Raw genomic sequence first — 25,077 nt, forward strand, 5'->3', positions numbered from 1 at the left:
GGGTCGGATCTGGCGGTACTGGTACGGGGGCGGTTGGTACGTAGGTCGTTCTGCTATGTAGGCACCATGGTCCCACGGGCGGGGTACTGCGACCGGTTTGGGCCGACCCATGGGCGGCTGGTAGCGTGGGCGGCTGTGTCTCATGCCCTCTCAGCAGGAGGCACATCCCAAGAAAATCATCTGAAGCTGAAAAGGCTCATTCGTGGCGAACATCAAGTCCCAGATCAAGCGGAACAAGACCAACGAGAAGGCGCGCCTTCGCAACAAGGCCGTCAAGTCGTCGCTCAAGACCGCTATCCGCAAGGCCCGCGAGGCCGCTGCCGCGGGTGACGCCGAGAAGGCCACCGAGTACCAGCGCGCTGCCGCGCGTCAGCTCGACAAGGCCGTCTCGAAGGGCGTCATCCACAAGAACCAGGCCGCCAACAAGAAGTCGGCGCTTGCTTCCAAGGTCGCTTCCCTCCAGGGCTGAGCTCCACCTCTGATCTGACCGCCGGCTGAACCCGGAGCGGACTCTCTCTTATCCGCTCGCACCCGGCACCCCGGACCCGTACGCGGCCTGCGTTCGCAAGCCGACCGGACTTCCAACCCTCCCGCGAGGGACGTCGAGCCCTCTACCTCGACTCGCGGACAGACCTTCGTGGTCGCCACGCCACGTTCAATGCCCCCGGACCCACTTCGGGGGCATTGCTGTGTCCGCCCACGAACACGGGAGCCCGGCGCTCCGGCTGCGGAAGCGCCGACCAATGGCCACGTCGAAGAACATAGGGGTGTGAGTGATGTGAGGCATGTACTGGTGTTGCCCGATCGTGATGCGGCCGAGCAGGCCTTGGAGGCGCTCGGGCAGCGGTTCGGGCTCGATGAGGAACCGCAGTTGGTGCGGGACGCGCTGGCGGGGGAGGACGACGCCGAGGACGCGCAGTGGTTGGTGGTGCTGCGGGATGAGCGGGCGCGGTTCGATCCGGTGGCGTTGGACGAGTTCGTGAGGGAGTGGGACGGGTGGCGGGAGGAGCCGTAGGGCTCCGCCGGGGCCGGGTGATGTCCCGCGGGTCGTAGGCGGGTGCGGATCCGCGGGGAGCGCTCTCGCAGTTCCCCGCGCCCCTTGGCCGGGCGTGGTTGCCGCGGAGTGGGTTGTCAGTGGGGCGTGGGATGCTGTCCCGGATGGCCAAGAAGACTGTGAATGATGATCCTCTCGCTCCCGTGACATTGGCTGTGGGGCAGGAGGAACTGCTGCTCGACCGGGCTGTGCAGGTGGTGGTGGCCGCGGCGAAGGCCTCCGACGCCGACACGGATGTGCGGGACCTGGCCTCGGACCAGCTGCAGCCCGGCACGCTCGCCGAGCTGACGAGTCCGTCGCTCTTCGCGGAGCGAAAGGTCGTGGTCGTACGCAACGCGCAGGATCTGTCGGCCGACACGGTCAAGGACGTGAAGGCGTATCTGGGCGCTCCCGCCGAGGAGATCACCCTGGTGCTGCTGCACGCGGGCGGCGCCAAGGGCAAAGCGCTGCTGGACGCCGCGCGCAAGGCGGGGGCGCGGGAGGTGGCGTGCCCCAAGATGACGAAGCCGGCGGATCGGCTGGCGTTCGTGCGGGGGGAGTTCCGGACGCTGGGGCGGTCCGCGACGCCCGAGGCGTGCCAGGCGCTCGTCGACGCGATCGGCAGTGATCTGCGGGAGCTGGCGTCCGCGGCGTCGCAGCTGGTCGCGGATGTCGAGGGGACGATCGACGAGGCGGTGGTCGGGCGGTACTACACCGGGCGGGCCGAGGCGTCGAGCTTCGAGGTGGCCGATCGGGCCGTCGAGGGACGGGCGGCGGAGGCGCTGGAGGCGCTGCGGTGGTCGTTGGCGACCGGAGTGGCGCCGGTACTGATCACCAGTGCGCTGGCGCAGGCGGTGCGGGCGATCGGAAAGCTGTCGTCGGCCCGGGGCGGACGGCCGGCGGATCTGGCGCGGGAGCTGGGGATGCCGCCGTGGAAGATCGATCGGGTACGACAGCAGATGCGGGGGTGGACGCCGGACGGGGTGGCCGTGGCATTGCGGGCGGTGGCCGAGGCCGATGCCGGGGTCAAGGGCGGAGGGGACGATCCCGAGTACGCGTTGGAAAAGGCAGTCGTAACGATCGCACGGGCGGCCCGGTCTCGTCGGGGTTGAGCTCTCCGCCCCCCACCGCGCTTACCCGCCCCCCTCCCCAGGGGGGCTGCCCCCTCCCCCCGTTACCTGCTTCGTGGCTCCGCAATGGGGCCTCCGGCCTTCGGGTCCGGCATGGCTTCCCCCCTTGTTGTTCATGGTCCGGGGGGTGGCGTCACCGGGCCCGGAGGCATCGACGGATCGCTGATGAGGGGCTCTTCGCTGCCCTCGACGAGCAGACCCTTACCGTTCCCGGCACCGAGGCGGCCTCTCTGATCGAGCCCGAGCCTCGCCACGTCGCTGACGGCCGCGCTCGACCAGCGGAAACTGCTTGCCGGACGGATCGAGGAACTGCTGGCGGCACACTCTCTTTCCAAGGTCCTGACGTCTACGCCGGGAGTCGGCGTCAGGACCGGAGCACGCACCCTGATCGAGGCCGGCGACGGCAGCACCTTCCCGACCGCCGGCCACTTGGCCGCCTACGCGGGTCTCGCCCCGGCGACCCGGAGTTCGGGCTCATCGATCCGCGGCGAACAGCCATCCCGGAGAGGGAACAAGCAGCTCAAGCGAGCCTTCTTCCTATCGGCGTTCGCGGCGCTCAGTGACCCGGCCTCCCGGGCCTACTACGACAAGAAGATCGCCCAGGGCAAGCACCACACCCAGGCCCTGCTCCGCCTCGCCAGACACCGGGCCGACGTCCTCGTCAGTCCCAGTCACCTGACCTGCGGGTCTGCAAGGACAACGACCCGATCAGCCTCGACGTCGAAGCCGAGCACCGGATTGCCGTACTCGCCCTCCGGGTCCATTAGCACCGGCTTGCCCAAACGCCGCCCGATCTCCCCAAGGAAGCCACAGAGCACATCAAGTCGGTCCTGGCCCCGCAACTCCCGCAGGTCAACGTCGAAGTCGACTTCGTCGTCGGCATGAAAACGGAAGATCGCCAACACATCGGCGCTCGGCCAGACCCGCAGGTCCGGGCACTCGGCATCCGCCGAGCGGGACAGCACGGCCTCCGCCCGGGGCATCGGAAGCACCGTCTCTCCCTCGGAGTACTGGCACTTCCAGCCCTTCTCCACGACAAGGTCGAGGACCGCCTGCCAGTCCTCCACCGAGGCGTTCGGGACACGCACGTCGGGCAACGACCCCATCAGGTCCAGGTCGAAGAAGCGCTTCACGTCATCCCACAGCAGGCCGCTCACCCCGCCATGCTGCCCGGGTCGCCGACCCAACGCACCCCCGTTTCCCTTGACATAGGGCAAGGGGGCACCCCTCCCCCTCCCCCTCCCTCCCCACCCCGCTCAACGCCCCCGCCGCCCCGCCCCCACCTCCGGCACCCGTCCCAGATCCATTCCGAATCGCTCCCGGTACGCCGCCAGTACCTCCGTGTCCGTCGACAGCTCGGTCGTCTCCCGGTCGCCTCCCGCCGAGGTGAGCGTCAGGGTGCGTCCGCTGAGGGTGACGCGGCCGCCGTCCTCGGTGACCCGGGAGCAGACGAGGGACTGGGTGAAGTGGGAGGCCGGTGAGGTGCTGTGCCACCAGGCCCCGGCCACGAAGTCCCCGAGCACCCTCGGCCGTGTCTCCAGCCGGTACTGGGGCTGGCCGTCCCGGAACACGTCCAGGTCCCCGAACTCCCGCCCCCCGCTCTCCCGGTCCGCCTCGGCCACCCGGAACGCCCCACCCGGATCCGCCTGCTCCCCCCGGTCCCCGAACTCCAACGGATAGTGGCTGTTCGCCCCGAACCCGACATCGGCCAGCCAGTCACCCCCGTCCACCGTCCGCACCCGCAGCACGAGATGGTCGTACGGGATGCCCAGCCGCCCCTCCTCCCCGTACACCCGTGCCGCGAGCAGCGTCACATCGAATCCGAGCGCCGCGAGCAACGCCCCGAACAGTCCGTTCAGTTCGAAGCAGAAGCCTCCCCTGTGCTCCCCGACCACCTTGTCCAGCAGCCGCTTCTCCTCCAGGACGATCTCCTCTCCGAGGTGGATCGACAGATTCTCGAACGGCACCGCCCGCAGATGGCGCAGATGCAGTTCTCGCAGCACATCGACAGTGGGCCAGGCCGGCTGCTCGGCTCCGAGGCGGCGAAGGTAGGCGTCAAGCTCTGCGGTTTCCATGACATCAGTCTCTCGCCACGAGCAACTCCTTCGTCGTACCCGCGACGGCGATCGCGCCGTCCTCGTCCGTACGCAGCACCGTGGCACCCCCGGCCCGCAACGCCGCGACCGTACTGGGGGCCGGGTGGCCGTACGGGTTGTCCGCGCCCACCGAGATGAGGGCCAGCCGCGGGGTCATCGCCCGTATCAGCCCCGGATCCTGGTAGGCCGAGCCATGGTGGGCGACCTTCACCACGTCCACGGTTCCCAGGGCCGCCGCCTCCGGTGATCTCGCCAGTTCCCGCTGGCCGGGTGGTTCCAGATCGCCCAGGAGCAGCAGGGTCAGCCCGGCCGAGCGGACCAGCATGGTCACGCTGGCGTCGTTCGGCCCGTCGGGTGCGACGGCGTCACCCGGCGGCCACAGCACCCGCCACGACAGGCTTCCCGTGCGCCGCTCCTCCCCGGCCGCGGCCCGGGTCAGCGGGATCCGCCGGGCCGCCGCCTCCCTGCGCACGAAAGCGGCCTGGTCCGCCGGTTCCTCGAACCCCGTCGCCGCGATCGCTCCCACCGAACGCCCCCGTAGCACTCCCGGCAACCCCACCACATGGTCGGCGTGGAAGTGGGTGAGGACCACGAGCGGGACCCTGGTGATGCCGAGCGAGGTGAGACAGCGGTCGACCAGCACCGGATCGGGACCGGCGTCCACGACCACCCCGGCACCGTCCCCCACCGCGAGAACGGTCGCGTCCCCCTGCCCCACATCGCACATCACGAAGCGCCAGCCCGGCGGCGGCCATCCCGTGATCACCCTGGTCAGCGGCGGCGGCTGCACCACCACCAGCAGAAACGCCACCAGGCAGGCCCCCACCAGCCAGGGGTGGCCCAGGAGCCGCCGCCCGACGAGGACGACGACCACGGTGGTCAGGAGCAGCAGCAGCGCGCCGGTCCAGCTGCCCGGCCAGTCCACCCCCGCGCCGGGCAGCGACGCCCCGGTGCGGGCGATGTCCGCGATCCAGCCGGCGGGCCAACTCGCGCACCAGGCAAGGCACTCGGCCACCGGCATCGCCACCGGGGCCGTCGCCAGCGTGGCGAACCCCAGCACCGTGGCCGGGGCCACCGCGAACTCCGCCAGCAGATTGCACGGCACCGCCACCAGGCTCACCTTCGCCGACAGCACGGCGACGACCGGCGCGCACACCGCCTGCGCGGCTCCCGCCGCTGCCAACGCCTCCGCCGGCCGCGGCGGCACCCGGCGCCTTTGCAGCGCCGCGCTCCAGCGCGGGGCGAGGGTGAGCAGGGCTCCGGTCGCGAGAACGGACAGCAGGAAGCCGTAGCTCCGGGCCAGCCACGGGTCGTACAGCACCAGCAGCAGCACCGCCGTCGCCAGCGCCGGGACGAGGGATCTGCGGCGCCCCGTCGCGATGGCCAGCAGCGCGATCGAACCGCATGCCGCCGCCCGCACCACACTCGGGTCCGGCCTGCACACGATCACAAACCCGAGCGTCAGCGCTCCACCGGCCAGCGCGGTCGTCCGCAGCGGGATCCCGAGCCGGGGCGCTAGCCCCCGTCGCTCGGCCCGCTGCGCCAGCCCCGGCGGCCCGATGAACAGAGCCAGCAGGATCGTGAAGTTGGCGCCACTGACGGCGAGCAGATGCGTGAGATCGGTCGCCTTGAACGCCTCGTCCAACTCGGCCGGCACCCGCGAGGTGTCCCCCACGACGAACCCCGGCAACAACGCCCGCGCGTCCGCGTCCAGCCCGTCCGTCGCCTCCCGCAGCCCCGCCCGCAACCGCCCCGCGAACCGCTGCACCGCGCTCGGCCCCTCCACCACCACCGGCGCCCCACCGCCCCGCACCCGCAGCACGGCCGCCACCCGGTCTCCCCCGACCATGGCCGGCACGGCCTGCGCCACCACCCGCACCCGCGTGGACGGCAGCAGTGAGAGCCAGGCCGCCCGACCGGGCCGTCCCACCACATCGACGATGACCAGCACCGGTGTCCGTGTGTCCACGACCGTCCCGTCCGGGCTCCGCACCCGGCGCACCTCGGCCTGGAGGAGTACGGCGGTCGGGGCCGCGCGGTTGCCCTGGAGCCGGGGGCGGGTGAGCCGTGGATCTGACGTCAGCTCGGCCTCCGCGGTCACCCGGGAGTACTGCTCGGCCAGCGCGGGCACCGGCCCCCGCCGCAGATCCGCCCCGTGCAGCCCGGCGGAGGCCGCAGCCGCCCCGGCACACAGCAGCACGGCCGCGACAGACACCCGCGTCCAGCCCCCGGCCCACCTCCGCCCGCGCTCCCGCTCCCGCCCGCGCCCGCGCCCTTGCCCTTGCCCTTGCCCTTGCCCTTGCCCTTGCCCTTGCCAAGGAACGAGCAGGGCCAGGCCCACCACCAGGCAGACCACGACCACTCCCGTGACCCACCCGGGCGAGGCGTGCACCATCAGCGCCGCCGTCCCCCACGCGGCCAGCGCCGGAGGCACGAGGCGCAGATCGGTCGGCCCCTCCTGCCGGGGATGCGCGTCCCCGAGCCGAGTACCGGAGGCCGCGTGCACGGCGGCCCGCGCTGGAGTGCCCCGGGGAGGAGCCTGCCGCACACCGCCCACCGCCCTCGGCGCCCCCTCCTCGGTCGCCCTCACGGCCGGACCAGAGGCCGCAGGTCGGCGAAGCGGCGGTCGCCGATGCCGTTCACCTCACGCAATTCGTCGACCGAGCGGAAGCCGCCGTGCTGGGTGCGGTAGTCGATGATGTGCTGGGCGAGGACGGGGCCGACGCCGGGCAGGGTGTCCAACTGGTCGGCCGTGGCCGTGTTCAGGGAGACGGGAGCCGCCGGCGCCGCCCCGGTGACGGCGCCACCGGCCCCGACCGCGCCACCACCGCCCGCCCCGGGCACCGCGCCCGGCCCGGACACCGGTGCCGGACTCCCGACCAGGACCTGTTCGCCGTCCACGAGGAGCCGGGCGCGGTTGAGCCCGTCGGTGTTCGTCCCCGGGCGTACCCCGCCCGCCGCGCGCAACGCGTCGGCCACGCGGGAACCGGCCGGCAACCGCTGGATCCCCGGCCGTCGCACCTTCCCGCCGACGTCCACCACGATCACGGGCCCGGCCGTGGAGGCGCCCGACCCGGCCGAGGCGCCGGACCCGGCCGCCCTGGGGCCGTCCCCGGGCTCCCCGAACGAAGCCGCCGGGCCGCCCGAATCCCCCGAGCCGCCTGGAACCCCCACACGCACCACCTCGGGCGCGCTCACCTGCTGGGTCCGGCCCGCCCAGAAGTGCTGTGCCGCGAACACCGCCGCGACGACCAGCACCACGCTCAGCGCGACCACGCTCTTCCGCTCGATGCCGCACCGCACCTGCAACCACAACGGCAGCCGCTCCCGCACAGCAGGCCCCACCCGCTGCCGCCACGCGCCCCGCTCCCCATGCCCCGCAGCACCGTCGTCGAGGTCCCGGTCCGGGTCGCCCGGCGGCCCATGCCCCAACTCCCGTGGCTCCGCGGCCCTTTCCGGGAACAGTGCCTCCGCACGCAGCCGGAGCGTCTCCGCCGAAGCCTCGCGGCGACGGCCGCCCCGCACCCTCGGCGGCCCGGAGCGGTGCCGAGCCCGCCCGTCGGAGGACGGACCCCGGCCGGGCCCGCTGGTGACCGTCGCCGTACGTGAACGTGAATGTGAACGTGACTGTGCTCGTGCGTGTGAACGTGATCGAAGTGCCATGCGACGAGGATCGGGCAATCCCGCCCACCCGCGATGATCTTGCTCAATTCCCGTGGACAACTACCCAGTTGTGGATAACTCCGTCACCCACACGAGCGAACGGGCAACCAACCGAGCCCCACCGACCACCGCACCCCGACCGCCTCAACTCGACCCGCCTCACCGAGGCGAGACAACCGCCCCCAACAACCCAGGCCCCGTATGCGCCCCGATCACCGCCCCCACCTCGCTCACATGGAGGTCGGCCAGCCCGGGCACCCGCTCCCGCAACCGCTCCGCGAGCGCCGAGGCCCGCTCGGGCGCGGCGAGGTGGTGGACGGCGATGTCGACCGGCGCGCCGCCCGCCCGCTCGGCGACGATCTCCTCCAGGCGGGCGATCGCCCTGGACGCCGTACGGACCTTCTCCAGCATCTCGATACGGCCGCCGTCCAGCTGCAGCAGCGGCTTGACCGCCAGCGCGGACCCGAACAGCGCCTGTGCGGCGCCGATCCGGCCGCCCCGGCGGAGATAGTCCAGGGTGTCGACGTAGAAGAACGCGGACGTCCCCGCGGCCCGCTTCTCGGCGGCCGTGACGGCCTCGTCCACCGTGCCGCCCGACTCCGCGGACTCGGCGGCGGCGAGGGCGCAGAACCCGAGGGCCATCGCGACCATCCCGGTGTCCACGACACGCACCGGCACGGGTGCCTCGCGGGCCGCGAGGGCGGCGGCGTCGTACGTGCCGGAGAACTCGGCGGAGAGATGGAGGGAGACGATGCCCGTGGCGCCCGCCTCCGCGACCCTGCGGTAGGTCTCCGCGAACAGTTCGGGGCTGGGGCGGGAGGTGGTGACGGACCGTCGCTTCTGCAGTGCCTGGGCCAGGGACCGTGCCGAGATCTCGGTGCCTTCGTCGAGCGCCTCGCCGCCGAGGACCACGGTCAGGGGTACCGCGGTGATGCCGTGACGCTCCATCGCCGGCGGCGGCAGGTAGGCCGTTGAATCGGTGACGATCGCGACATGGCGGGACATGAGCTGGAGGTTACCCGCCAAGCCCCGAGGACGGCAGCCCGCCCCCTCTCACCTGCGACCGGGCGGAGCGATCCGATCGGGACGAGCGCGCCGCCCGGCTCAAGTCGTGCTCTCCGGGCGGGGCTTCTTCTGCCACGGGTAGGTCGGCCGCGCGCCCGGCGGTGTGATCGCGGGCCTGGGCGGCACCTGACCGCCGTGCGCCCGACCACCGCTGGAGTCAGCACCGCTGGAGTCAGCACCGCTGGAGTCGTCGCCGCCGGACTCGGCGCCGCGCGCCCCGGGGGTCTCCTGCCAGGTCTGCCCCGTGGAGGCCGTGGGCTCGGGCTTGGGCGCCTCCGGCCACACCGAGGCCGGTTCCGTCGTCCAGTGCCGCAGCGCGCCCGCCTCGACGTCTATCTGCGCGCTGAGGGTGTCCAGGTCGTCCTCGGCGAACTTGCGGGCCCGGTCGTGCGCCGCCCAGCGCAGGGAGTCGGCGGACTTGATGATCCGCTCCGTGCGCTCGCGCAGCGCGGGCAGCCGCTGGGCCAGCTTGCTCCGGTCCGGCTCGGGCTCCAGGCGCCGCAGTTCGTCGTCCAGCTCCCGGCCGTGCTTGCTGAGCTGGTCGAAGAGGGCCAGGGACTCCTTGAGGGACTCGTCCTCGCCCACCCCCGCCTGCAACGCCTCCTGGGTAGCCCGCATCGAGGTACGCAACTTCAGCCGCAGATCGGCCAGTTGCCCCACGGGGCCGGGCTGGGCCAGGCTTCTGGCGCGCAGGGTGGTGTCCTCGACGGTCCGCTTGGCCTGCGTGATCGTACGGTCCACGCCCCGCTTGGCCGCGCCGACCGCCTTCACCGTGGCGTACACGCCCAGCACCACGAACAGCACGAAGAACAGGGCGACGACTGCGATGACGGCTTCCACGACGCGCTCCTTCTCCGAACCTTCTCCGAAGCTTCTCCGACCGGCACGGCATGTGCTGCGGCGCTCTTCAACGGTAAACGCAACAGGCAGGTCCCGAGTTCCATCCGAACCCGGAACCTGCCCGTAGGGGACGACCCCGAACCGCGACCCTCGACAGCCGAACGACTACCGAAAGCCACGGGAAGTCACCGGAAGTCACCCTCAGGTGACGATGTTCACCAGCTTCGGCGCCCGCACGATCACCTTGCGGATCGGCGCCCCGGCCAGCGCCGCGACCACCTTCTCGTCGCCCAGGGCCACCTTCTCCAGCTCCTCGTCGGAGATGGCCGGCGACACCTCCAGCCGGGCCTTGACCTTGCCCTTGATCTGGACGACGCAGGTGACGGCCTCGTCGACGACGTACGCGGGGTCGGCGACGGGGAAGTCCCGGTGCACGACGGAGTCCGTGTGCCCCAGCTTGCGCCACAGCTCCTCGGCGATGTGCGGGGCCAGCGGCGCGACCAGCAGGACCAGCGCCTCGGCGACGGAGCGGGACACCGGGCCGCCCACCTTGGTCAGGTGGTTGTTCAGCTCGGTGACCTTGGCGATCGCGGTGTTGAACCGCATGCCCTCCAGGTCCTGGCGGACGCCGTCGATGGCCTTGTGCAGCGCCCGCAGGGTGTCCTCGCCGGGCTCGGTGTCGACGACCGTCACCTCACCGGTGACCTCGTCGACGACATTGCGCCACAGCCGCTGCAGCAGCCGGAACTGGCCCACCACCGCGCGCGTGTCCCACGGCCGAGACACGTCCAGCGGGCCCATCGCCATCTCGTACAGGCGCAGGGTGTCGGCGCCGTACTCCGCGCAGATGGACTCCGGAGTGACCGCGTTCTTCAGGGACTTGCCCATCTTGCCCAGCAGCCGGCTGACCTTCTCGCCCTCGTAGTAGAAGGCGCCGTCGCGCTCCTCGACCTCGGCGGCGGGCACCGCGAAACCGCGGCTGTCGCGGTAGACGAAGGCCTGGATCATGCCCTGGTTGAACAGCTTGTGGAACGGCTCGGCGGAGGAGACGTGCCCCAGGTCGAACAGGACCTTGGACCAGAAGCGCGCGTACAGCAGGTGCAGCACGGCGTGCTCGGCGCCGCCGACGTACAGGTCGACACCGCCGTGCGGCTGCCCCGCGCGCGGGCCCATCCAGTACCGCTCGATCTCCGGGTCGACCAGCTTCTCGGAGTTGTGCGGGTCCAGATAGCGCAGCTCGTACCAGCAGGAACCGGCCCAGTTGGGCATGGTGTTGGTCTCACGCCGATAGCGCTTGGGACCGTCGCCCAGGTCCAGGGTGACGTTCACCCAGTCCTCGTTGCGCGACAGCGGCGTCTCGGGCCGGGTGTCGGCGTCGTCCGGGTCGAAGGTGCGCGGCGAGTAGTCCTCGACCTCGGGCAGCTCCAGCGGCAGCATCGACTCGGGCAGCGAGTGGGCGACGCCGTCCTCGTCGTAGACGATCGGGAAGGGCTCGCCCCAGTAGCGCTGACGGCTGAACAGCCAGTCCCGCAGCCGGAAGTTGACGGTGCCCCGACCGGTGCCGGAGCGCTCCAGCCACTCTGTGATGCGTGCCTTGGCCTCGACGACGCCCAGGCCGTCCAGGGAGACTCCGTCAGCGGTGGAGTTGATGATCTTCGCGTCGTACGACCCGAAGGCGTCCTCCCAGGTGGAGGTGTCCGTACCGCGGCCGTCGGTGGGTTCGACGATGCAGTGGATCGGCAGTTCGAAGGCGCGCGCGAACTCGAAGTCGCGCTGGTCGCCGCAGGGTACGGCCATGATCGCGCCGGTGCCGTAGCCCATCAGGACGTAGTCGGCGATGAAGACGGGCACCTTCTCGCCGTTGACCGGGTTGGTCGCGAACGAGCCGATGAAGACGCCGGTCTTGTCCTTGGCCTCGGCCTGCCGCTCGACGTCGGACTTCGAGGCGGCCTGCGCGCGGTAGGCGGTGACGGCGTCGGCCGGGGTCGCGTGCCCGCCCGTCCACACGTCGTGGGTGCCCTCGGGCCAGGCGTCCGGGGTGAACTTGTCGACCAGCGGGTGCTCGGGGGCCAGCACCATGTAGCTCGCGCCGAACAGGGTGTCGGGGCGGGTGGTGAAGACCGTGATGTTCTCGCCGTCGATGGGGAAGTCGACGCGGGCGCCCTCGGAGCGGCCGATCCAGTTGCGCTGCTGCAGCTTGATGGCCTCGGGCCAGTCCAGCTCGTTCAGGTCGTCCAGCAGCCGGTCCGCGTAGGCGGTGATGCGCATGTTCCACTGGCGCAGCTTCGCCTTGAAGACGGGGAAGTTGCCGCGCTCGGAGCGGCCGTCGGCGGTGACCTCCTCGTTGGCCAGGACGGTGCCCAGACCGGGACACCAGTTGACCGGCGCGTCGGAGGCGTACGCCAGGCGGTACTCGCCCAGGACGTCGGCGCGTTCACCGGCGCTCAGCGCGCTCCAGGAGCCGCCGCCGGGCACCGCGCGCTCCCCGGACTCGAACTGGGCGACCAGCTCGGCGATCGGGCGGGCCTTCCTCGCCTCGTCGTCATACCAGGAGTTGAAGATCTGCAGGAAGATCCACTGGGTCCACTTGTAGTAGTCCGGGTCGATCGTGGCGAACGACCGGCGCTTGTCGTGGCCCAGGCCCAGCCGGCGCAGCTGGGACTTCATGTTGTTGATGGCGGCTTCGGTGGTGATCCGGGGGTGCTCGCCGGTGGCCACGGCGTGCTGTTCGGCGGGCAGGCCGAAGGCGTCGAAGCCCAGGGTGTGCAGGACGTTGTGGCCGGTCATCCGCTGGTAGCGGGCGAAGACGTCGGTGGCGATGTAGCCCAGGGGGTGGCCGACGTGCAGGCCCGCACCGGAGGGGTACGGGAACATGTCCATGATGAACTTCTTGGGCTTGGCGGCCAGCTCGGGGTCGTCCGCCAGGTCGCCGCTCGGGTTCGGCGCGGCGTAGGTGCCCTCGACGTCCCAGAAGTCCTGCCAGCGTGCCTCGATCTCGGCCGCGACGGCGGCCGTGTAGCGGTGTGGCGCGGCATCCACCGCCGCACCTGTGACAGCGGGGTTCGTCTCGCTCATGATCCTCAAGGCTCCATCGATCGTCTCTGCCAGCGGGGTGTTCGTCCAGGTCGGTCCTGGAAACGAAAAATCCCCTCGCACAGGAGGGGACGCCGCGCTGATGCCGACCACGCCGTTCACCGGCGGTCGGGACTGATCAGCGCGGCTCGCTAAGCAGAAGGCGTACGGCACGCATGGGCTCAGGGTACCGCAGCCCCGATGGACATCGACCAGCGGCGTGTCAGCCACACGATCCGGCCAAATAAGTTGAACTTTATTCAAAACTTACTTCGCGTAACGACCTCTAAGGGGCAACACAGGTGTGAGATTGCCCCTTGATAACAACGCAATAACTCAAACCTCGTACCGCCCGGTATTGGCACCACTTACAGTTCGACGACGGGACCGCTTTCCCGAACTGTTCGGAGTTGCCCCCATGAACCGTCCTCGCAGTAACAGCTCGCTGCCCCAGACCGGCCGTTCGGCCTATGGGATAGCCACGGCTGCCGCTCTGCTGCTGATACCCGTAAGTGTGCTGGTCGGAGGTGACGCGTACCGGGAGTTCCTCGACTTCGGAGCGGGCGTACTCTCGCTCGTCTCGTTGACCCTCTCGGTGCTCTGGGGGCTCGTCGCCCAGGACCGGACCCTGCTCACCGTGCGCCAGCGGATCATCGGCCAGGCCGTCCACCGGACGACCGCCATCGCCTCGGTCGCGTTCCTCGTGCTGCACGTCTCGGTCAAGCTGGCGCTGAACCACGTGTCCGCGATCGCCCTGTTCCCCTTCGCCCTCGGCGTGACGGGGTCGGGCGCGCTCATCGGCTTCGGCGCGACCGCCGGGGCCATGATGGTCTTCGTCGCCATCACCGGCGCACTGCGCAGCAACTTCGCCTCCCCCGCGCCGGTCGCGGCACGCTGGCGCGCGATGCACATGATGGCCTACCCGGCCTGGTGTTTCGCGCTGGTGCACGGACTCTACGCGGGTCGCGAAGCCAAGCCGGTCTTCGTGATCCTCTACTCCGCCGGCCTGGTCGCCGTCGCCGCCGCCCTGCTGCTGCGGGCCGCGCCGCGCGAGATCAAGCGCGAGGTGGTCGAGCGCGTCGCCGCCATCCTGGGCACCGACGGCCAGCGGCCCCCCGAGGTCGACGAACTCGTGAAGTCCCGCTCGGCCCTGCAGGGCCTGGACGAGACCGGCGGACGCCGTGAGGGCGGCCGGCGCGAGGGCGGTCAGCGTGACCAGATGCGCGACACCGGCCAGTTCCCGCTGCCCGGTTTCGGCGGCGGCCAGGGCAACCCCCCGCTCGGCGACCCGCTGGTGCCCCCGCAGCGCGGGGCGGCCGCTTCCGCCGACAGCGGCCCCGGCTTCGCGGCCGCGTACCGCGCGGTGTCGATGACCCCGCGTTCCCCGGAGCCCACGGCGCCCTATCTGACCCAGCAGCAGCCGCCGTTGGACATGCAGCCCACGCAGGCCATGCCCCGCATGGACGACGGTTCGACCACGGGCGCCACCCGCTGGCCGGCCCCGTCCCCGCCGCCGGTCGGCGAGGCGCCCCCGTCGTCGTACGACCCGATGCAGGACACCTTCGCCGGGCAGCCGATCGGCGGGCAGAGCTACCCGGGGCAGACGTACCAGGGCCAGGCGTACCAGGGCGAGACGTACAACACAGGGGCCAACCCGGTGGTCTCAGAAAATTCCTACGGAACGGCTGAGACGAACGCCCCCTACGGCACGTACAACCCGAACGACACGTACAACAGCGGTCCCGCCACTGATGCGCTGTCCGGCTACGACGACTACAACCAGCCGGGCTCAGGCGAACCCTGGAACGCGCCTTCCGGAGGATTTAAGTGAACGAGGCCCTTCCCGACGTCCCCGAAGTCCGAGTGGTGGGTCTCCCCCAGCTCACCTCGGGCTTCGACCTCGTCGAGAGACTCGACCTCCCCATGCACCTGAAGGTGCACGGTCCGCTCGAACCGATGGGCGGCGAGCAACTCGCCCAGCTGTCCGAGCGGATCAACCTGAAGGGCAGGGGCGGCGCGGGCTTCCCGTTCCACAAGAAACTGCGCTCGGTCGCCGAGTCGGCCATCAAGCGCGGCATCCGGCCCGTCGTGGTCGTCAACGGCAGCGAGGACGAACCCGCCTGCCGCAAGGACACGGTGCTGATCAACCGTGCCCCGCATCTCATCCTGGACGGTGCCCTGCTGGTCGCGGAGGCCCTGGGCGCCCGTCAGCTGGTCATCGGGGTGACACGTGAATCCACCGAGCGCTCGATGGAGGCCGCCCTCGCCGAGCGCGGGCTGAGCAACCGGCGCGGCGCCGCGATCCGCGCGAGCGTGCAGCGCAACCCGGTCCGGATGGTCACCGGCGCCGCCGGCTCGCTGATCCGCTCCATCGACGGCGGCCCGCCCATCCCGCCGGGCCGCAAGACCAGCGCCTCCAAGAGCGGTGTCGGCGGCGCACCGACCCTGCTCTCCAACGCCGAGACCTTCGCCCAGCTCGCCATCGGCGCCCGTATCGGCGCCGAGCGGTACGGCAACACGGGCCTGTACGACGAGCCGGGCACCGTCATGCTCACCGTGTCCGGCGCGGTCGCCCGCCCGATGGTGATCGAGGCGCCCACCGGCGTGCCGCTGCGCTACATCCTGCAGCTGGCCGGCGCGCCGCCGGTCCCGCAGGGCGTGCTGACCGGCGGCTACCACGGCAAGTGGATCGACGCGGCGACGGTCAACGAGGCGGTCGTCTCGCGCAATTCGCTGGACGCGGTCGGCGGTGCCCTCGGCGCGGGCGCGATCCTGCCGATCAGCCAGGACACCTGCCCGCTCGGTGAGTCGCTGCAGGTCGCCAAGTGGCTCGCCGAGGAGAGCGCGGGACAGTGCGGTCCCTGCTACCTGGGTCTACCGGCCGCCGCGCGCGGTATGGAGGACATCCTCAACGGCGGTGGTCCGGCCGCCCTGGAGGCCCTCAAGCAGGTCGCGAAGAACGTCAAGCGGCGCGGCGCGTGCTCGCACCCGGACGGCTCCGCGATGTTCCTGGAATCGACCATCAAGGCGTTCACGGACGACCTCGCCGCGCATGTCCTCGGCAACGGCTGCGGCCGTCCCGTGGAGGGCGTGCTGCCGCTCTTCGAGGGCGGCAGGATGCCCACCGGTATCCCGGGCGGCTCCGGCGAGGAGGAGGGCGGCGCCAGCCGCCAGAAGATCTTCGTCGACTGGACGCTCTGCCGCGGCCACGGCCTGTGCGCCGACATCCTCCCCGAGGTCTTCCAGCTCGGCGCCGACGGCTTCCCCACCGTCGCCCAGGCGAAGGTCCCCCAGTACGCCGAGGCCAAGGCCCTGCGCGCGGTGCGCCGCTGCCCGGCGCTCGCCCTGCGCATCGAGGAGGACAACCGCCCCTCCGCCCCGTCCCGGAACCTGCCGGTCCTCTCCCAGGGCCGTGGCCGCCGGGCCCTGGGCAGCGGTCGCTGACGGAAAGCATGCGGAAGGGCGGGGCACCCCCGGCCGGGGGTGTCCCGCCCTTCCGCTTCGTCTCGTGGACGTGGCCAACAACGCGAAGACCCCGTCCACTTGGACGGGGTCTTTTCTGTGGAGCTAAGGAGAATTGAACTCCTGACCTCCTGCATGCCATGCAGGCGCTCTACCAACTGAGCTATAGCCCCTTGCGGTGTTCTCCGCCCGGTCTCCCTGGCGACGACGCCAACATTACCGGTCCCCCGCGCGCACCACCAAATCGTTTCCGTCGGGTGCGAACTATGGGCGGATCAGGATGCCTATGCCGGATTCCGAAGCACCCATCACGCGACCGCCGTTCACGCCCCCGTCCGTGACGGCCGCCCTGCGGGCTCTGGGACACCCGTGGCCGCCCGGAGAGGAGCGACAGCCATGGAGGGACGCCGAGTTGACGCTCAGGCCGTCACGAACGAATAGAAGCGTTTGAGTGTGCAGTGCTCTTCGAGGAGCCGGCCGTAGATCGGCTCGCCCTCCAGCTCGCGGTACGTCTCGATCGGGTCGCCTTTTATGATCAGCGCCCGCGCGCATTCCTCGCACCAGTACTGGTAGTCGGCGTTGACCGGCTCCATGTCACGGACGATGGGCGTGCCGCTGCCGCACCAGTCGCACTTCCTCCTGTGTGCACCCATCGATCAGCTCCAGCTGTGGCCGCAGGCCGTGCACACGTAGGAGATCCCTCCGTTGTCACCGAGGACTTGGGCAACGTGGAGCGAGCCGCAGGAAGGGCAGAGGAGGATGGTCTTGCTCCGCATCGCCACCGCTGCGGAAAGGTCGTGGACCTCTCCGCGGATGCTCGCAGGCATCGCTTCTCCCTCCCGTCGGGCCGCGCCCCCTTCCGGCCGTTTGATTCTGCCACGGCCGGACCAATACGGTCAGCGACGCCTTCGTACCAGTCCGGGCACGGAGCGGGAAAGAAGGCCGTCCGCAGAGGTATACGCCTGCGGAGGCGCACCTGCTCAAGAAGGGACGCAGGTCACACACGAAAAATCCCGCCCCCTCGCGGGAACGGGATCTTCTGTACCGATCTGTGATCTGTGGAGCTAAGGAGAATTGAACTCCTGACCTCCTGCATGCCATGCAGGCGCTCTACCAACTGAGCTATAGCCCCTTGCTGAGTTCTTCCCGCTCGGCGGGGCGAACAAGAAGAACTTTAGCCTGCGACCCGCCGGAAAGTGAAATCCGGGTCCCGGGCCGCGTGACCAGGCCTCTTACGGGGCCTGGTCGTCGTCCGTGCCTCGGTCGCCGCCCGTGACTCAGTCGTCGTCGCCGAGCACCGGCTCGGGGAGCGTGCCGGCGTTGTGCTCCAGGAGCCGCCAGCCGCGGGCGCCCTCACCGAGGACGGACCAGCAGCAGTTGGAGAGGCCGCCGAGGCTCTCCCAGTGCTGGGGCTCCAGGCCGAGAAGTCGCCCGATCGTGGTGCGGATGGTGCCGCCGTGGCTGACGACCACGAGGGTGCCGTTCTCCGGGAGCTTGTCGGCGTGCCGGAGCACCACGGGGGCGGCGCGGTCGGCGACCTCGGTCTCCAGTTCGCCGCCGCCGCGGCGGATCGGTTCGCCGCGCTTCCACGCGGCGTACTCGTCGCCGTGCCGGGCGATGATCTCGTCGTGCGTGAGGCCCTGCCAGACGCCCGCGTAGGTCTCGCGCAGGCCCTCGTCGTGGTTGATCTCCAGGCCGGTGAGCGCGGCCAGCTCGGCGGCCGTGTTCGCGGCGCGCCGCAGGTCGGAGGCGACGATCGCGTCAGGTTCGAGGGAGGCGAGGAGCCGGGCGGCGCGGCGGGCCTGGGCGACGCCGCTCTCGGTCAGCTCGACGTCCGTGGTGCCCTGGAAGCGGCGCTCCACGTTCCACGAGGTCTGGCCGTGCCGCCACAGGATGAGGCGGCGGCCCCGGCCGCTCCCGCCGGCGGAGTCGATGCCGCCGGTCACCGCGGCTCCCCGCCCAGCTCGGCCTCCTCCTCGGCGGCCCGCAGCTTGGCGTGCTCCTCGCCCTTGCCCCGGGTGGCCTTGGCGTCGGCGGGCAGCTCCAGCTCGGGGCAGTCCTTCCAGAGCCGCTCCAGGGCGTAGAAGACCCGCTCCTCGCTGTGCTGGACGTGGACGACGATGTCGACGTAGTCCAGCAGCACCCAGCGGGCCTCACGGTCGCCCTCGCGGCGGACCGGCTTGGCGCCCAGGTCCTTGCTCAGCCGCTCCTCGATCTCGTCGACGATCGACTTGACCTGGCGGTCGTTGGGCGCGGAGGCGAGCAGGAAGGCGTCCGTGATGGACAGCACATCGCTGACGTCGTACGCGATGACGTCGTGCGCGAGCTTGTCGGCGGCCGCCTGCGCGGCGGTCGTGATGAGTTCGAGGGAGCGGTCGGTGGCGGTCACTAAACGGCTTTCGGTCGTCGGTCAGGAACCCTCACGGGCTACCCCAAGGGTCTCACGGCCCACCGACACCGCCCCACGTGTTAATCGATCAGGTCTGTTCGGTCAGCCGGTGGTCCCCGTCGTCCCGGTCGTTCCCGTCGCTCCGGCCGGGTCGGTCGTCTCGTAGTTCTGGCCGAGTACGACCGAGACGTCGGCGTTGGACGTGGTCTCGCCCTTCTTCACAGCGCTGGTCGGCAGGCCGAGGGTCTTGGCGACCTCGATGGCGTCCTGCTTGCGGGCCGCGTCGGAGTAGGTGACCTGGGAGGTGGCCTGGGCGGTGGACGTGGTGCCGGCGTCGAGGAAGGTGTAGCCGCCGTTGAGGACGACCACGCGGGCCTGTTCCGTGGCGTCCTTCTCACCGGTGGCGTTGCGGATGCCGACCCGGACGGCGTCCCCGGCGTCGGGGCTCTTCGCGGCGCCGCCGAGCAGGTCCTTGACCACGCTGTCGGAGTCCTCGGCGCTGAGCGTGCCGTCCTGCTGGACGGGCAGCAGCTCGGTCTCGTAGTCGCCGCCCTTGGCGCGGTCGGCGAGCTTGGCGAGGAAGGTGCCGAGGTCCTTGTCGCTGAGCGAGGGGTCGAGGATCTGGGCCAGCGTCTGCACGGTGACCGTGGCGGCCTGGGAGTCCGAGGACAGCTTGCGCAGCACGCCCTGCATGACCTGCCCGAACCGCTTCAGCTGCGCGTCCTGCGACTCGCCGGAGGCCCGGTAGGTGGCGTAGGCGACGGCCATCTTGCCGCTGAGGGTCTGCGCTTTGCCCTTGGTGACGAGGGGGGCCGCGCCCTTCTTCTTCGCCTCGGGGTCGGGGACGTCGGTGTCGGTGTCGACGTCGATGTTGCCGACGAGTCCGACGAGGTTGTTCAGATACGGGGTGTCGAGCCGCCAGGTGCCCTCGATGTCGGTGCCGAGGACGGTGTCGAGCGCGTCCCGGGTGCCGGAGGAGCCGTCGTCGTCGACGGACTTGGCGAGGGTGGTCGTGGTGCCGTCGTCGCCGGTCAGGGCGAGGGCGTTGGGGATGAGGACGGTGGCGCCCCGCTCGGTGGTGGTGTTGTTCACGAGCAGGGCCGTGGAGGTGCCGCCCTCCTTGGTGTCGTGCAGGTGGACGACGATCACGTCCCGTTTCTGGGCGGCCGCGGAGGTCGTGGTGCCGGTCCGCTCGTCCGAGGAGGCACCGGGCAGCATGCCGGCCCACCACATGTAGCCGACACCGCCGACCGCGACCAGGGCGAGGACCACGGCCAGGGCGACCATCCGGCTCTTGGCCCGCCGCTTGGCCTCCTCACGGCGCTCGGTGCGGTTCTCGGTGAAGTTCAGCCAGTCGATGACGTCCTCGGAGTCACCGTCGGGCTCCTCGACGAAGGCGAACTGCTCGGTGCGGTAGTCCGGTTCGGCCGAGCCCGGCTCCGCGGAGCCGCCCTGGTTCCGGGCTCCGTCCTCCTCCGCGGTCTCCGGCGCCACCGGCTGCTGCGGGATGTAGGCGGTCTGCTCGGCGACAGGCGCCTGCCGGCCGCCGCCTACGGGCTGCCCGTTCTGCCCGTAGGGGTCGTACGGGTCGTAGGCGGGCCCCGGCGCCTGCTGACCGGTGTCGTAGCCCTGCCCGTACGTCTGGCCCTGGCCGTACCCCTGGGTGTGCTGCTGCTGGACCTGACCGGTGGCGTACGGGTCGTAGCCGTAGCCCTGGCCGTACGCCTGGTACTGCCCCTGGGGCTGCTGGGTCCCGTAGGGGTCGTAGGCCTGCTGCTGGGGCACCTGCTGGTGCGGCACCTGCTGGGCGGGTGCCTGTCGGTACACCGGCTGTCCGTACTCGTCGTAGCCGACGAGTTCGTAACCCTGGTCGCCCGCGTAGCCGCCGTCGTATCGGTCGTTCACCGGTGCCCCTCTCGGCTCACTCGCCGCGGTACAGCTGCCGCTTGTCGATGTAGCGCACCACACCGTCCGGCACCAGGTACCAGACGGGGTCGCCCTTGCCGACTCTCGCACGGCAGTCCGTGGAGGAGATGGCGAGTGCGGGGACCTCGACCAGGGAGACCCCGCCCGCGGGCAGGCCGGGGTCGGCCAGGGTGTGACCCGGACGGGTGACCCCGATGAAGTGCGCGAGGGAGAAGAGTTCCTCGGCGTCGCGCCAGGTGAGGATCTGGCTCAGCGCGTCGGCGCCGGTGATGAAGAAGAGGTCCGACTCGGGGTTCAGCTCGTGCAGTTCGCGCAGGGTGTCGATCGTGTACGTGAGGCCCTTGCGGTCGATGTCGATGCGGCTCACGGAGAACTGGGGGTTCTCGGCCGTCGCGATGACCGTCATCAGATAGCGGTCCTCGGCCGCCGAGACCGAGCGGTGGGACTTCTGCCACGGCTGGCCGGTCGGTACGAACACGACCTCGTCGAGACCGAACTGGGAGGCGACCTCCTGGGCCGCCACGAGGTGCCCGTGGTGGATCGGGTCGAACGTGCCGCCCATGACGCCGAGCCGGCGCCGGCCGGGCTCCGACGGGCGGTTTCCCGGTGCGCCCGAGGCGCTGTCGGCCCGGCCGTCCGTGGTGTCGTGTGCCTGGTCCGCGGCCTTGTCGTGCTCCGGACCGGTAGGCGTTTCCTGCTCTCCCATGCGTGGAGAGCCTACCGGCCCGGCCGACGCGCACCGTTCGAACGTCCTTTTGCGCGGATTAGCGATCGCGGTTGAAGCGGGTGGTGATCCACAGCAGCAGCATCAGGGCGACGAAGGCTCCGCCGCCGGTCAGGTAGGGGCTCAGGCTCTCGTGGTTGCCGCCGTGCTCCCCGCCGCCCTCGGCGGCGAAAGTGACCAAGTCGGCAGCGGTGCTGTGGAAGCTCATCGTCGGCGTGACCTATCCGGGTGTGGGATCGGGATAAAGACCCGCCCATCGTAAGCGGGGGCCCCGTCGGCGATCACGCCGACTCCGCCCGGGAGTGAACACGGGCGCCGCCGCGCGCGTACTTCCCTCGGAAGACAACCGTTCGCGGACTGTGGACGTCCTTCCTCTCGGCGGGCGTCAGTCGTCCCGCTTGTAGCCCCGCAGCAGGAACCACGCCATCAGGACGGAGCCCAGGACCATCACGATCAGCACCACACGCAGCAGATTGCCCGGCCCCTGCGCCTTCGCGGCGAGGTCGGCCGCGTCGGTGAGCCAGGCGGACGCGGGCGGGTGCGGGAGATGTCCCATGGAGATCGCTCCTTACGGTTGATGCCCTGCCACGGTAACTCCGCCTAGGCTGGACCCCGCTTCGGGGGCAACATGGGCAAACAGAGCATGGGGGAAACATGCCGGACGACAGCCACGAGCAGAACGGGCCCGACAACGGGCACGAGAACGTGCCGAGCAGGCAGCGCAGGCGCTTCGAGGGGATCTCCTCCCGGGCGTACGAACACCCCGCGGACCGCTCGGCGCTGGTGGCGCTGCGCAAGCTCAGCGGCTTCGACACGGTGTTCAAGGCGCTCAGCGGTCTGCTGCCGGAGCGCAGCCTCAGGCTGCTGTTCCTGTCCGACTCCGTACGGGTCTCGGACCAGCAGTTCGCCCACCTCAACACGATGCTGCGGGACGCGTGTTACATCCTGGACCTGGAGAAGGTCCCGCCGATGTACGTGAACCAGGACCCGCAGCCCAACGCGATGTGCATCGGTCTGGACGAGCCGATCATCGTCGTCACCACCGGGCTCGTCGAGCTGCTCGACGAGGAGGAGATGCGGGCGGTCATCGGGCACGAGGTGGGCCACGCGCTCTCCGGCCACTCGGTGTACCGGACGATCCTGCTCTTCCTGACGAGCCTCGCCCTGAAGATCGCCTGGATCCCGCTGGGGAACATCGCGATCATGGCGATCGTGACCGCGCTGCGCGAGTGGTTCCGCAAGTCGGAGCTGTCCGCCGACCGCGCCGGTCTGCTGGTCGGGCAGGACGTCCAGGCGTCGATGCGCGGTCTGATGAAGATCGCCGGCGGCAACCACCTGCACGAGATGAACGTGGACGCGTTCCTCGCGCAGGCCGAGGAGTACGAGGCCGGGGGCGACCTGCGCGACTCCGTCCTCAAGATCCTCAACGTGCTGCCCCGCTCGCACCCCTTCACCACCGTGCGCGCGGCCGAGCTGAAGAAGTGGGCCGAGTCCCGCGACTTCCAGCGGATCATGGACGGGCACTACCCGCGGCGCAGCGAGGACAAGGACACCTCGGTGACCGACTCCTTCCGTGAGTCGGCCTCGCACTACACGAGCAGCGTCAAGACCTCGAAGGACCCGCTGATGAAGCTGGTCACCGACATCGCGGGCGGCGCGGGCGACCTCGGCAGCCGGGTCCGCCGAGGGTTCGGCGGCGGCGGTGCGGCTACGGCCCAGGAGGACCGGCCCCAGGAGGACCGGGGCCGCGACGACGAGTAGGACGTCGGGTGCGGGTGGGGTGGGGACGGCCTGAAAAAGCAGGGGCGCAGCCCCGCTTTTCAGGGGCGCGGGGAACTGCGCGAGAAGCCCCACCCACCCGCACCCGACCACGCACCCCCCGGCTCACACCTTCGGCTGCGCACTCTCCGCCAAGGTCCCGCACAACGCCGTAGCCGCACCCGTGCCATAGGGGTCGGTCCCCGCGGAGGGACCGCCCGCCTTCGCCGTCTGCCCGGCGAGCAGCGGTCGCAGATGGTTCGTGGCGTCGTCGGCGCAGGCCAGCGGCCCGGCCTGGACATAGGCGACGACGACCTCGACCTGGTGGGTGCGCAGATCGTCCTGGTCGAAGCGGAAGTGCAGCTCGCGCCGGACGGTGAACAGCGAGGCCTCCGCGTCGGCCGGCCCGCCGGACGGCCGCAGCGCGTACACGAGGGTGTGCGCGGCGACGACCTCCAGGGTGCCGGAGTCGAGCTCGGCGGCCTGCAGCGTGCCCTGGACGCGGATCTTCCGGTCGGCGAGCTCCGCCCGGGACGGGTCGAAGCGGACCAGCCAGCCGGTGGGCGCGTGCCGCCCGTCCGCCGCCGGCTGGTCGAAACTCTGCTCGAACTGGTCGAGCTGTTCCGAGTCGAGCAGCCGCCGCACCGGCTGGACGGTCGTGCCGCCGAGCACCTCCGGGTCCAGGGCGGAGGCGACCAGGTACTCCTTGGCGATGGTCAGCGCGGAGACGACCTGGCTGTCGGTGAAGTGCTCGGTGCGCCGGGTGGCCGGCATGGTGATGCCCTCGGCGCCGATCCGGAACTGGGCGGCCGGGCTGTGCGCGTACAGCGTCTCCGGCTGCTCGGCGCCGGGCACCGCGGACTGCGGGGACAGCGGGATCACCGTCATCCGCAGCGGCTCGGTGGGCTTCGCGGCCGGGGTGTCGTACGGATGGCGGACGCCCATGTAGATCGCGGTGCCGAAGGCGAGGGCGATCAGCAGGACGAGGACCAGGGCCTGCCGGGAGAGGCCGCGGCGGACGGCCGGGCGGCGGCGCACGGCGGGGGCGTGGTCGGAGAGGCGCTCGTGGGCGGAGAACTCCTGGAGGCGGGCAGCACGGATGAACGATTCGTCGAAGACGACGGATCGGTATTCGTCCTCTCCACCGCCGGGGCCGCCCTCGGGACTCCCCTCAGGTGGGTTTCCAGGCCCGCCCATACATGGAGAGTAGGTCTTCCGGGGCCTCGGTAAACGCCGTGGTACACCACAAGTTCTGACAGGTCCTCACCAGGTTTCACGCACCGTGACACACCGCACTCCGGGGCCCGTGCGGAGCCCGTCAGGGGGTGCGGGGGTCCGCCGACACCGCCGGCTGGGAGTAGTCCGCGGAGGCGGAGGGGCCGGTCGGGGTGCCTTGTTCGACGCCGGTGGTGGCGGGGGGCAGCGGGACCTCGCCGCGTCCGGCGGAGGCGCCCCGGTAGACCGCGGTGAAGGCCAGCGCGACCATGCCGATGCCCATCACCAGGGCGAGGATCCAGGCCACGGGCCGGTGCCAGCGGGTCTGCTTGCCGTACGGCCTGCCGTACGCCCCGTCGGCGCCGTAGCGGCCCTGAAGGATCTCGGCGTCGTCGAGGTCGTCCAGGTCGTCGTCGCGGCCGTGACCGAAATCGGGGCCGTCGGCGCCGAAGCGGTCGTCGTCGCCGCGTACGCCTCTGGAGTGCGCCCGGCGGGCCTCGGCCTCCTGGGCGGCGGCACGGGCCTCCGCCGCTGCGAGCAGACGTTCGATCGCGGTCGGCTCGTGGACCACGGCCGCCCGTACGAAGTCCTCGTCGAAGACCACGGAGGCGAACTCTTCGTCCATACCCCCGCGGTCGCGGTCGTCGTCGGGCTCCCAGCCGTCAGGGAACGGCGTGCCCCCCACGTCCTCCGGCACGGATCCA

General features: G+C 71.0%; 22 protein-coding genes, 2 tRNA genes and 1 pseudogene. 7 read left to right on the plus strand and 18 right to left on the minus strand.

What is annotated here, in order from left to right:
* Positions 1-202: 202 nt before the first annotated feature.
* The 4 genes and pseudogenes from rpsT to ACZ7MG_RS16825 form a co-directional block, all read left to right on the plus strand.
* On the plus strand, positions 203-469 hold the full coding sequence (gene rpsT, locus ACZ7MG_RS16810; protein ID WP_383887445.1) for a 30S ribosomal protein S20: 267 nt from the start codon (positions 203-205) through the stop codon (positions 467-469).
* Between the two features lie 300 nt (positions 470-769).
* Positions 770-1,015: a hypothetical protein gene (locus ACZ7MG_RS16815; protein ID WP_471379967.1), complete on the plus strand. Its 246-nt coding sequence runs from the start codon at positions 770-772 to the stop codon at positions 1,013-1,015.
* 143 nt (positions 1,016-1,158) lie between these two features.
* Positions 1,159-2,145 (plus strand): DNA polymerase III subunit delta, encoded by a 987-nt coding sequence (gene holA, locus ACZ7MG_RS16820; RefSeq protein WP_471379966.1) that lies wholly within the window; start codon positions 1,159-1,161, stop codon positions 2,143-2,145.
* 191 nt (positions 2,146-2,336) lie between these two features.
* Positions 2,337-2,823 (plus strand): annotated as a pseudogene (locus tag ACZ7MG_RS16825) (transposase); the annotation flags it as partial.
* 11 nt (positions 2,824-2,834) lie between these two features.
* On the opposite strand, the gene ACZ7MG_RS16830 reads toward ACZ7MG_RS16825, so the two are convergent.
* The 7 genes from ACZ7MG_RS16830 to leuS all read right to left on the minus strand — a co-directional run bounded on the left by ACZ7MG_RS16830 (position 2,835) and on the right by leuS (position 12,902).
* Positions 2,835-3,320 (minus strand): hypothetical protein, encoded by a 486-nt coding sequence (locus ACZ7MG_RS16830; RefSeq protein ID WP_471379965.1) that lies wholly within the window; start codon positions 3,318-3,320, stop codon positions 2,835-2,837.
* 99 nt (positions 3,321-3,419) lie between these two features.
* Positions 3,420-4,238: an arylamine N-acetyltransferase family protein gene (locus ACZ7MG_RS16835; protein WP_471379963.1), complete on the minus strand. Its 819-nt coding sequence runs from the start codon at positions 4,236-4,238 to the stop codon at positions 3,420-3,422.
* Positions 4,239-4,242: 4 nt separating this feature from the next.
* On the minus strand, positions 4,243-6,765 hold the full coding sequence (locus ACZ7MG_RS16840) for a ComEC/Rec2 family competence protein (protein WP_471380540.1): 2,523 nt from the start codon (positions 6,763-6,765) through the stop codon (positions 4,243-4,245).
* An 80-nt stretch (positions 6,766-6,845) separates the two neighbouring features.
* Positions 6,846-7,922 (minus strand): ComEA family DNA-binding protein, encoded by a 1,077-nt coding sequence (locus tag ACZ7MG_RS16845; protein WP_471379961.1) that lies wholly within the window; start codon positions 7,920-7,922, stop codon positions 6,846-6,848.
* 159 nt (positions 7,923-8,081) lie between these two features.
* Complete coding sequence (locus ACZ7MG_RS16850; RefSeq protein WP_471379960.1) at positions 8,082-8,927, minus strand: DegV family protein; 846 nt, start codon at positions 8,925-8,927, stop codon at positions 8,082-8,084.
* Between the two features lie 99 nt (positions 8,928-9,026).
* A complete protein-coding gene (locus ACZ7MG_RS16855) occupies positions 9,027-9,827 on the minus strand; it encodes a hypothetical protein (RefSeq protein ID WP_471379958.1) in 801 nt (266 codons plus the stop codon).
* A 201-nt stretch (positions 9,828-10,028) separates the two neighbouring features.
* Complete coding sequence (gene leuS, locus ACZ7MG_RS16860; protein WP_471379957.1) at positions 10,029-12,902, minus strand: leucine--tRNA ligase; 2,874 nt, start codon at positions 12,900-12,902, stop codon at positions 10,029-10,031.
* Positions 12,903-13,317: 415 nt separating this feature from the next.
* Between leuS and ACZ7MG_RS16865 the strand changes: the two genes are divergently transcribed.
* Together ACZ7MG_RS16865 and ACZ7MG_RS16870 are read left to right on the plus strand one after the other, a co-directional pair.
* Complete coding sequence (locus ACZ7MG_RS16865) at positions 13,318-14,730, plus strand: cytochrome b/b6 domain-containing protein (RefSeq protein WP_471946137.1); 1,413 nt, start codon at positions 13,318-13,320, stop codon at positions 14,728-14,730.
* Entirely contained in the window at positions 14,727-16,343 is a 1,617-nt protein-coding gene (locus ACZ7MG_RS16870; protein ID WP_471379955.1) for an NADH-ubiquinone oxidoreductase-F iron-sulfur binding region domain-containing protein, read from the plus strand. Before ACZ7MG_RS16865 ends, ACZ7MG_RS16870 begins: the two co-directional genes overlap by 4 nt.
* 118 nt (positions 16,344-16,461) lie before the next feature.
* Here ACZ7MG_RS16870 and ACZ7MG_RS16875 read toward each other — a convergent pair.
* The 9 genes from ACZ7MG_RS16875 to ACZ7MG_RS16915 form a co-directional block, all read right to left on the minus strand.
* Positions 16,462-16,534, minus strand: a tRNA-Ala gene (locus ACZ7MG_RS16875).
* 246 nt (positions 16,535-16,780) lie between these two features.
* Positions 16,781-17,014 carry a hypothetical protein gene (locus ACZ7MG_RS16880; protein ID WP_005479297.1) on the minus strand — a complete coding sequence of 78 codons (234 nt, stop codon included), beginning with the start codon at positions 17,012-17,014 and terminating at the stop codon, positions 16,781-16,783.
* A 406-nt stretch (positions 17,015-17,420) separates the two neighbouring features.
* Positions 17,421-17,493: transfer RNA gene (locus ACZ7MG_RS16885), tRNA-Ala, on the minus strand.
* A gap of 145 nt (positions 17,494-17,638) precedes the next feature.
* Positions 17,639-18,307, minus strand: a complete 669-nt coding sequence (locus tag ACZ7MG_RS16890; RefSeq protein ID WP_471379954.1) for a histidine phosphatase family protein — start codon at positions 18,305-18,307, stop codon at positions 17,639-17,641.
* A complete protein-coding gene (gene rsfS / locus ACZ7MG_RS16895) occupies positions 18,304-18,750 on the minus strand; it encodes a ribosome silencing factor (protein ID WP_471379953.1) in 447 nt (148 codons plus the stop codon). The genes ACZ7MG_RS16890 and rsfS overlap by 4 nt, the downstream gene beginning before the upstream one ends.
* 102 nt (positions 18,751-18,852) lie before the next feature.
* Positions 18,853-20,655 (minus strand): LCP family protein, encoded by a 1,803-nt coding sequence (locus ACZ7MG_RS16900; RefSeq protein ID WP_471379952.1) that lies wholly within the window; start codon positions 20,653-20,655, stop codon positions 18,853-18,855.
* Between the two features lie 16 nt (positions 20,656-20,671).
* Positions 20,672-21,382, minus strand: coding sequence for a nicotinate-nucleotide adenylyltransferase (gene nadD / locus ACZ7MG_RS16905; RefSeq protein ID WP_471379951.1), 711 nt, complete (start codon positions 21,380-21,382; stop codon positions 20,672-20,674).
* A gap of 58 nt (positions 21,383-21,440) precedes the next feature.
* The gene (locus tag ACZ7MG_RS16910; protein WP_149829762.1) at positions 21,441-21,608 is read right to left on the minus strand and encodes a hypothetical protein; all 168 of its coding nucleotides are present in this window, start codon (positions 21,606-21,608) and stop codon (positions 21,441-21,443) included.
* 177 nt (positions 21,609-21,785) lie between these two features.
* Positions 21,786-21,956 carry a hypothetical protein gene (locus ACZ7MG_RS16915; RefSeq protein WP_471379950.1) on the minus strand — a complete coding sequence of 57 codons (171 nt, stop codon included), beginning with the start codon at positions 21,954-21,956 and terminating at the stop codon, positions 21,786-21,788.
* Positions 21,957-22,054: 98 nt separating this feature from the next.
* Here ACZ7MG_RS16915 and ACZ7MG_RS16920 point away from each other — a divergent pair, with 98 nt between their 5' ends.
* A complete protein-coding gene (locus ACZ7MG_RS16920) occupies positions 22,055-23,161 on the plus strand; it encodes a M48 family metallopeptidase (RefSeq protein WP_471379948.1) in 1,107 nt (368 codons plus the stop codon).
* Between the two features lie 123 nt (positions 23,162-23,284).
* On the opposite strand, the gene ACZ7MG_RS16925 is transcribed toward ACZ7MG_RS16920, so the two are convergent.
* Both ACZ7MG_RS16925 and ACZ7MG_RS16930 read right to left on the minus strand, forming a co-directional pair.
* Positions 23,285-24,355 (minus strand): SCO2583 family membrane protein, encoded by a 1,071-nt coding sequence (locus ACZ7MG_RS16925; protein ID WP_471379947.1) that lies wholly within the window; start codon positions 24,353-24,355, stop codon positions 23,285-23,287.
* 121 nt (positions 24,356-24,476) lie between these two features.
* Positions 24,477-25,070 (minus strand): SCO2584 family spore wall biosynthesis protein, encoded by a 594-nt coding sequence (locus ACZ7MG_RS16930; RefSeq protein WP_471379945.1) that lies wholly within the window; start codon positions 25,068-25,070, stop codon positions 24,477-24,479.
* Positions 25,071-25,077: the final 7 nt, after the last annotated feature.

It is taken from the genome of Streptomyces sp. NPDC107538 (assembly GCF_055657445.1).

Bases quoted from the DNA above. Each gene is read 5' to 3' on its own strand.
- holA (WP_471379966.1), top strand. From the start codon at position 1,159: ATGGCCAAGAAGACTGTGAATGATGATCCTCTCGCTCCCGTGACATTG.
- ACZ7MG_RS16835 (WP_471379963.1), bottom strand. From the start codon at position 4,238: ATGGAAACCGCAGAGCTTGACGCCTACCTTCGCCGCCTCGGAGCCGAG.
- ACZ7MG_RS16845 (WP_471379961.1), bottom strand. From the start codon at position 7,922: ATGGCACTTCGATCACGTTCACACGCACGAGCACAGTCACGTTCACAT.
- ACZ7MG_RS16850 (WP_471379960.1), bottom strand. From the start codon at position 8,927: ATGTCCCGCCATGTCGCGATCGTCACCGATTCAACGGCCTACCTGCCG.
- leuS (WP_471379957.1), bottom strand. From the start codon at position 12,902: ATGAGCGAGACGAACCCCGCTGTCACAGGTGCGGCGGTGGATGCCGCG.
- ACZ7MG_RS16865 (WP_471946137.1), top strand. From the start codon at position 13,318: ATGAACCGTCCTCGCAGTAACAGCTCGCTGCCCCAGACCGGCCGTTCG.
- ACZ7MG_RS16880 (WP_005479297.1), bottom strand. From the start codon at position 17,014: ATGGGTGCACACAGGAGGAAGTGCGACTGGTGCGGCAGCGGCACGCCC.
- nadD (WP_471379951.1), bottom strand. From the start codon at position 21,382: ATGGGAGAGCAGGAAACGCCTACCGGTCCGGAGCACGACAAGGCCGCG.
- ACZ7MG_RS16910 (WP_149829762.1), bottom strand. From the start codon at position 21,608: ATGAGCTTCCACAGCACCGCTGCCGACTTGGTCACTTTCGCCGCCGAG.
- ACZ7MG_RS16915 (WP_471379950.1), bottom strand. From the start codon at position 21,956: ATGGGACATCTCCCGCACCCGCCCGCGTCCGCCTGGCTCACCGACGCG.
- ACZ7MG_RS16920 (WP_471379948.1), top strand. From the start codon at position 22,055: ATGCCGGACGACAGCCACGAGCAGAACGGGCCCGACAACGGGCACGAG.
- ACZ7MG_RS16925 (WP_471379947.1), bottom strand. From the start codon at position 24,355: ATGGGCGGGCCTGGAAACCCACCTGAGGGGAGTCCCGAGGGCGGCCCC.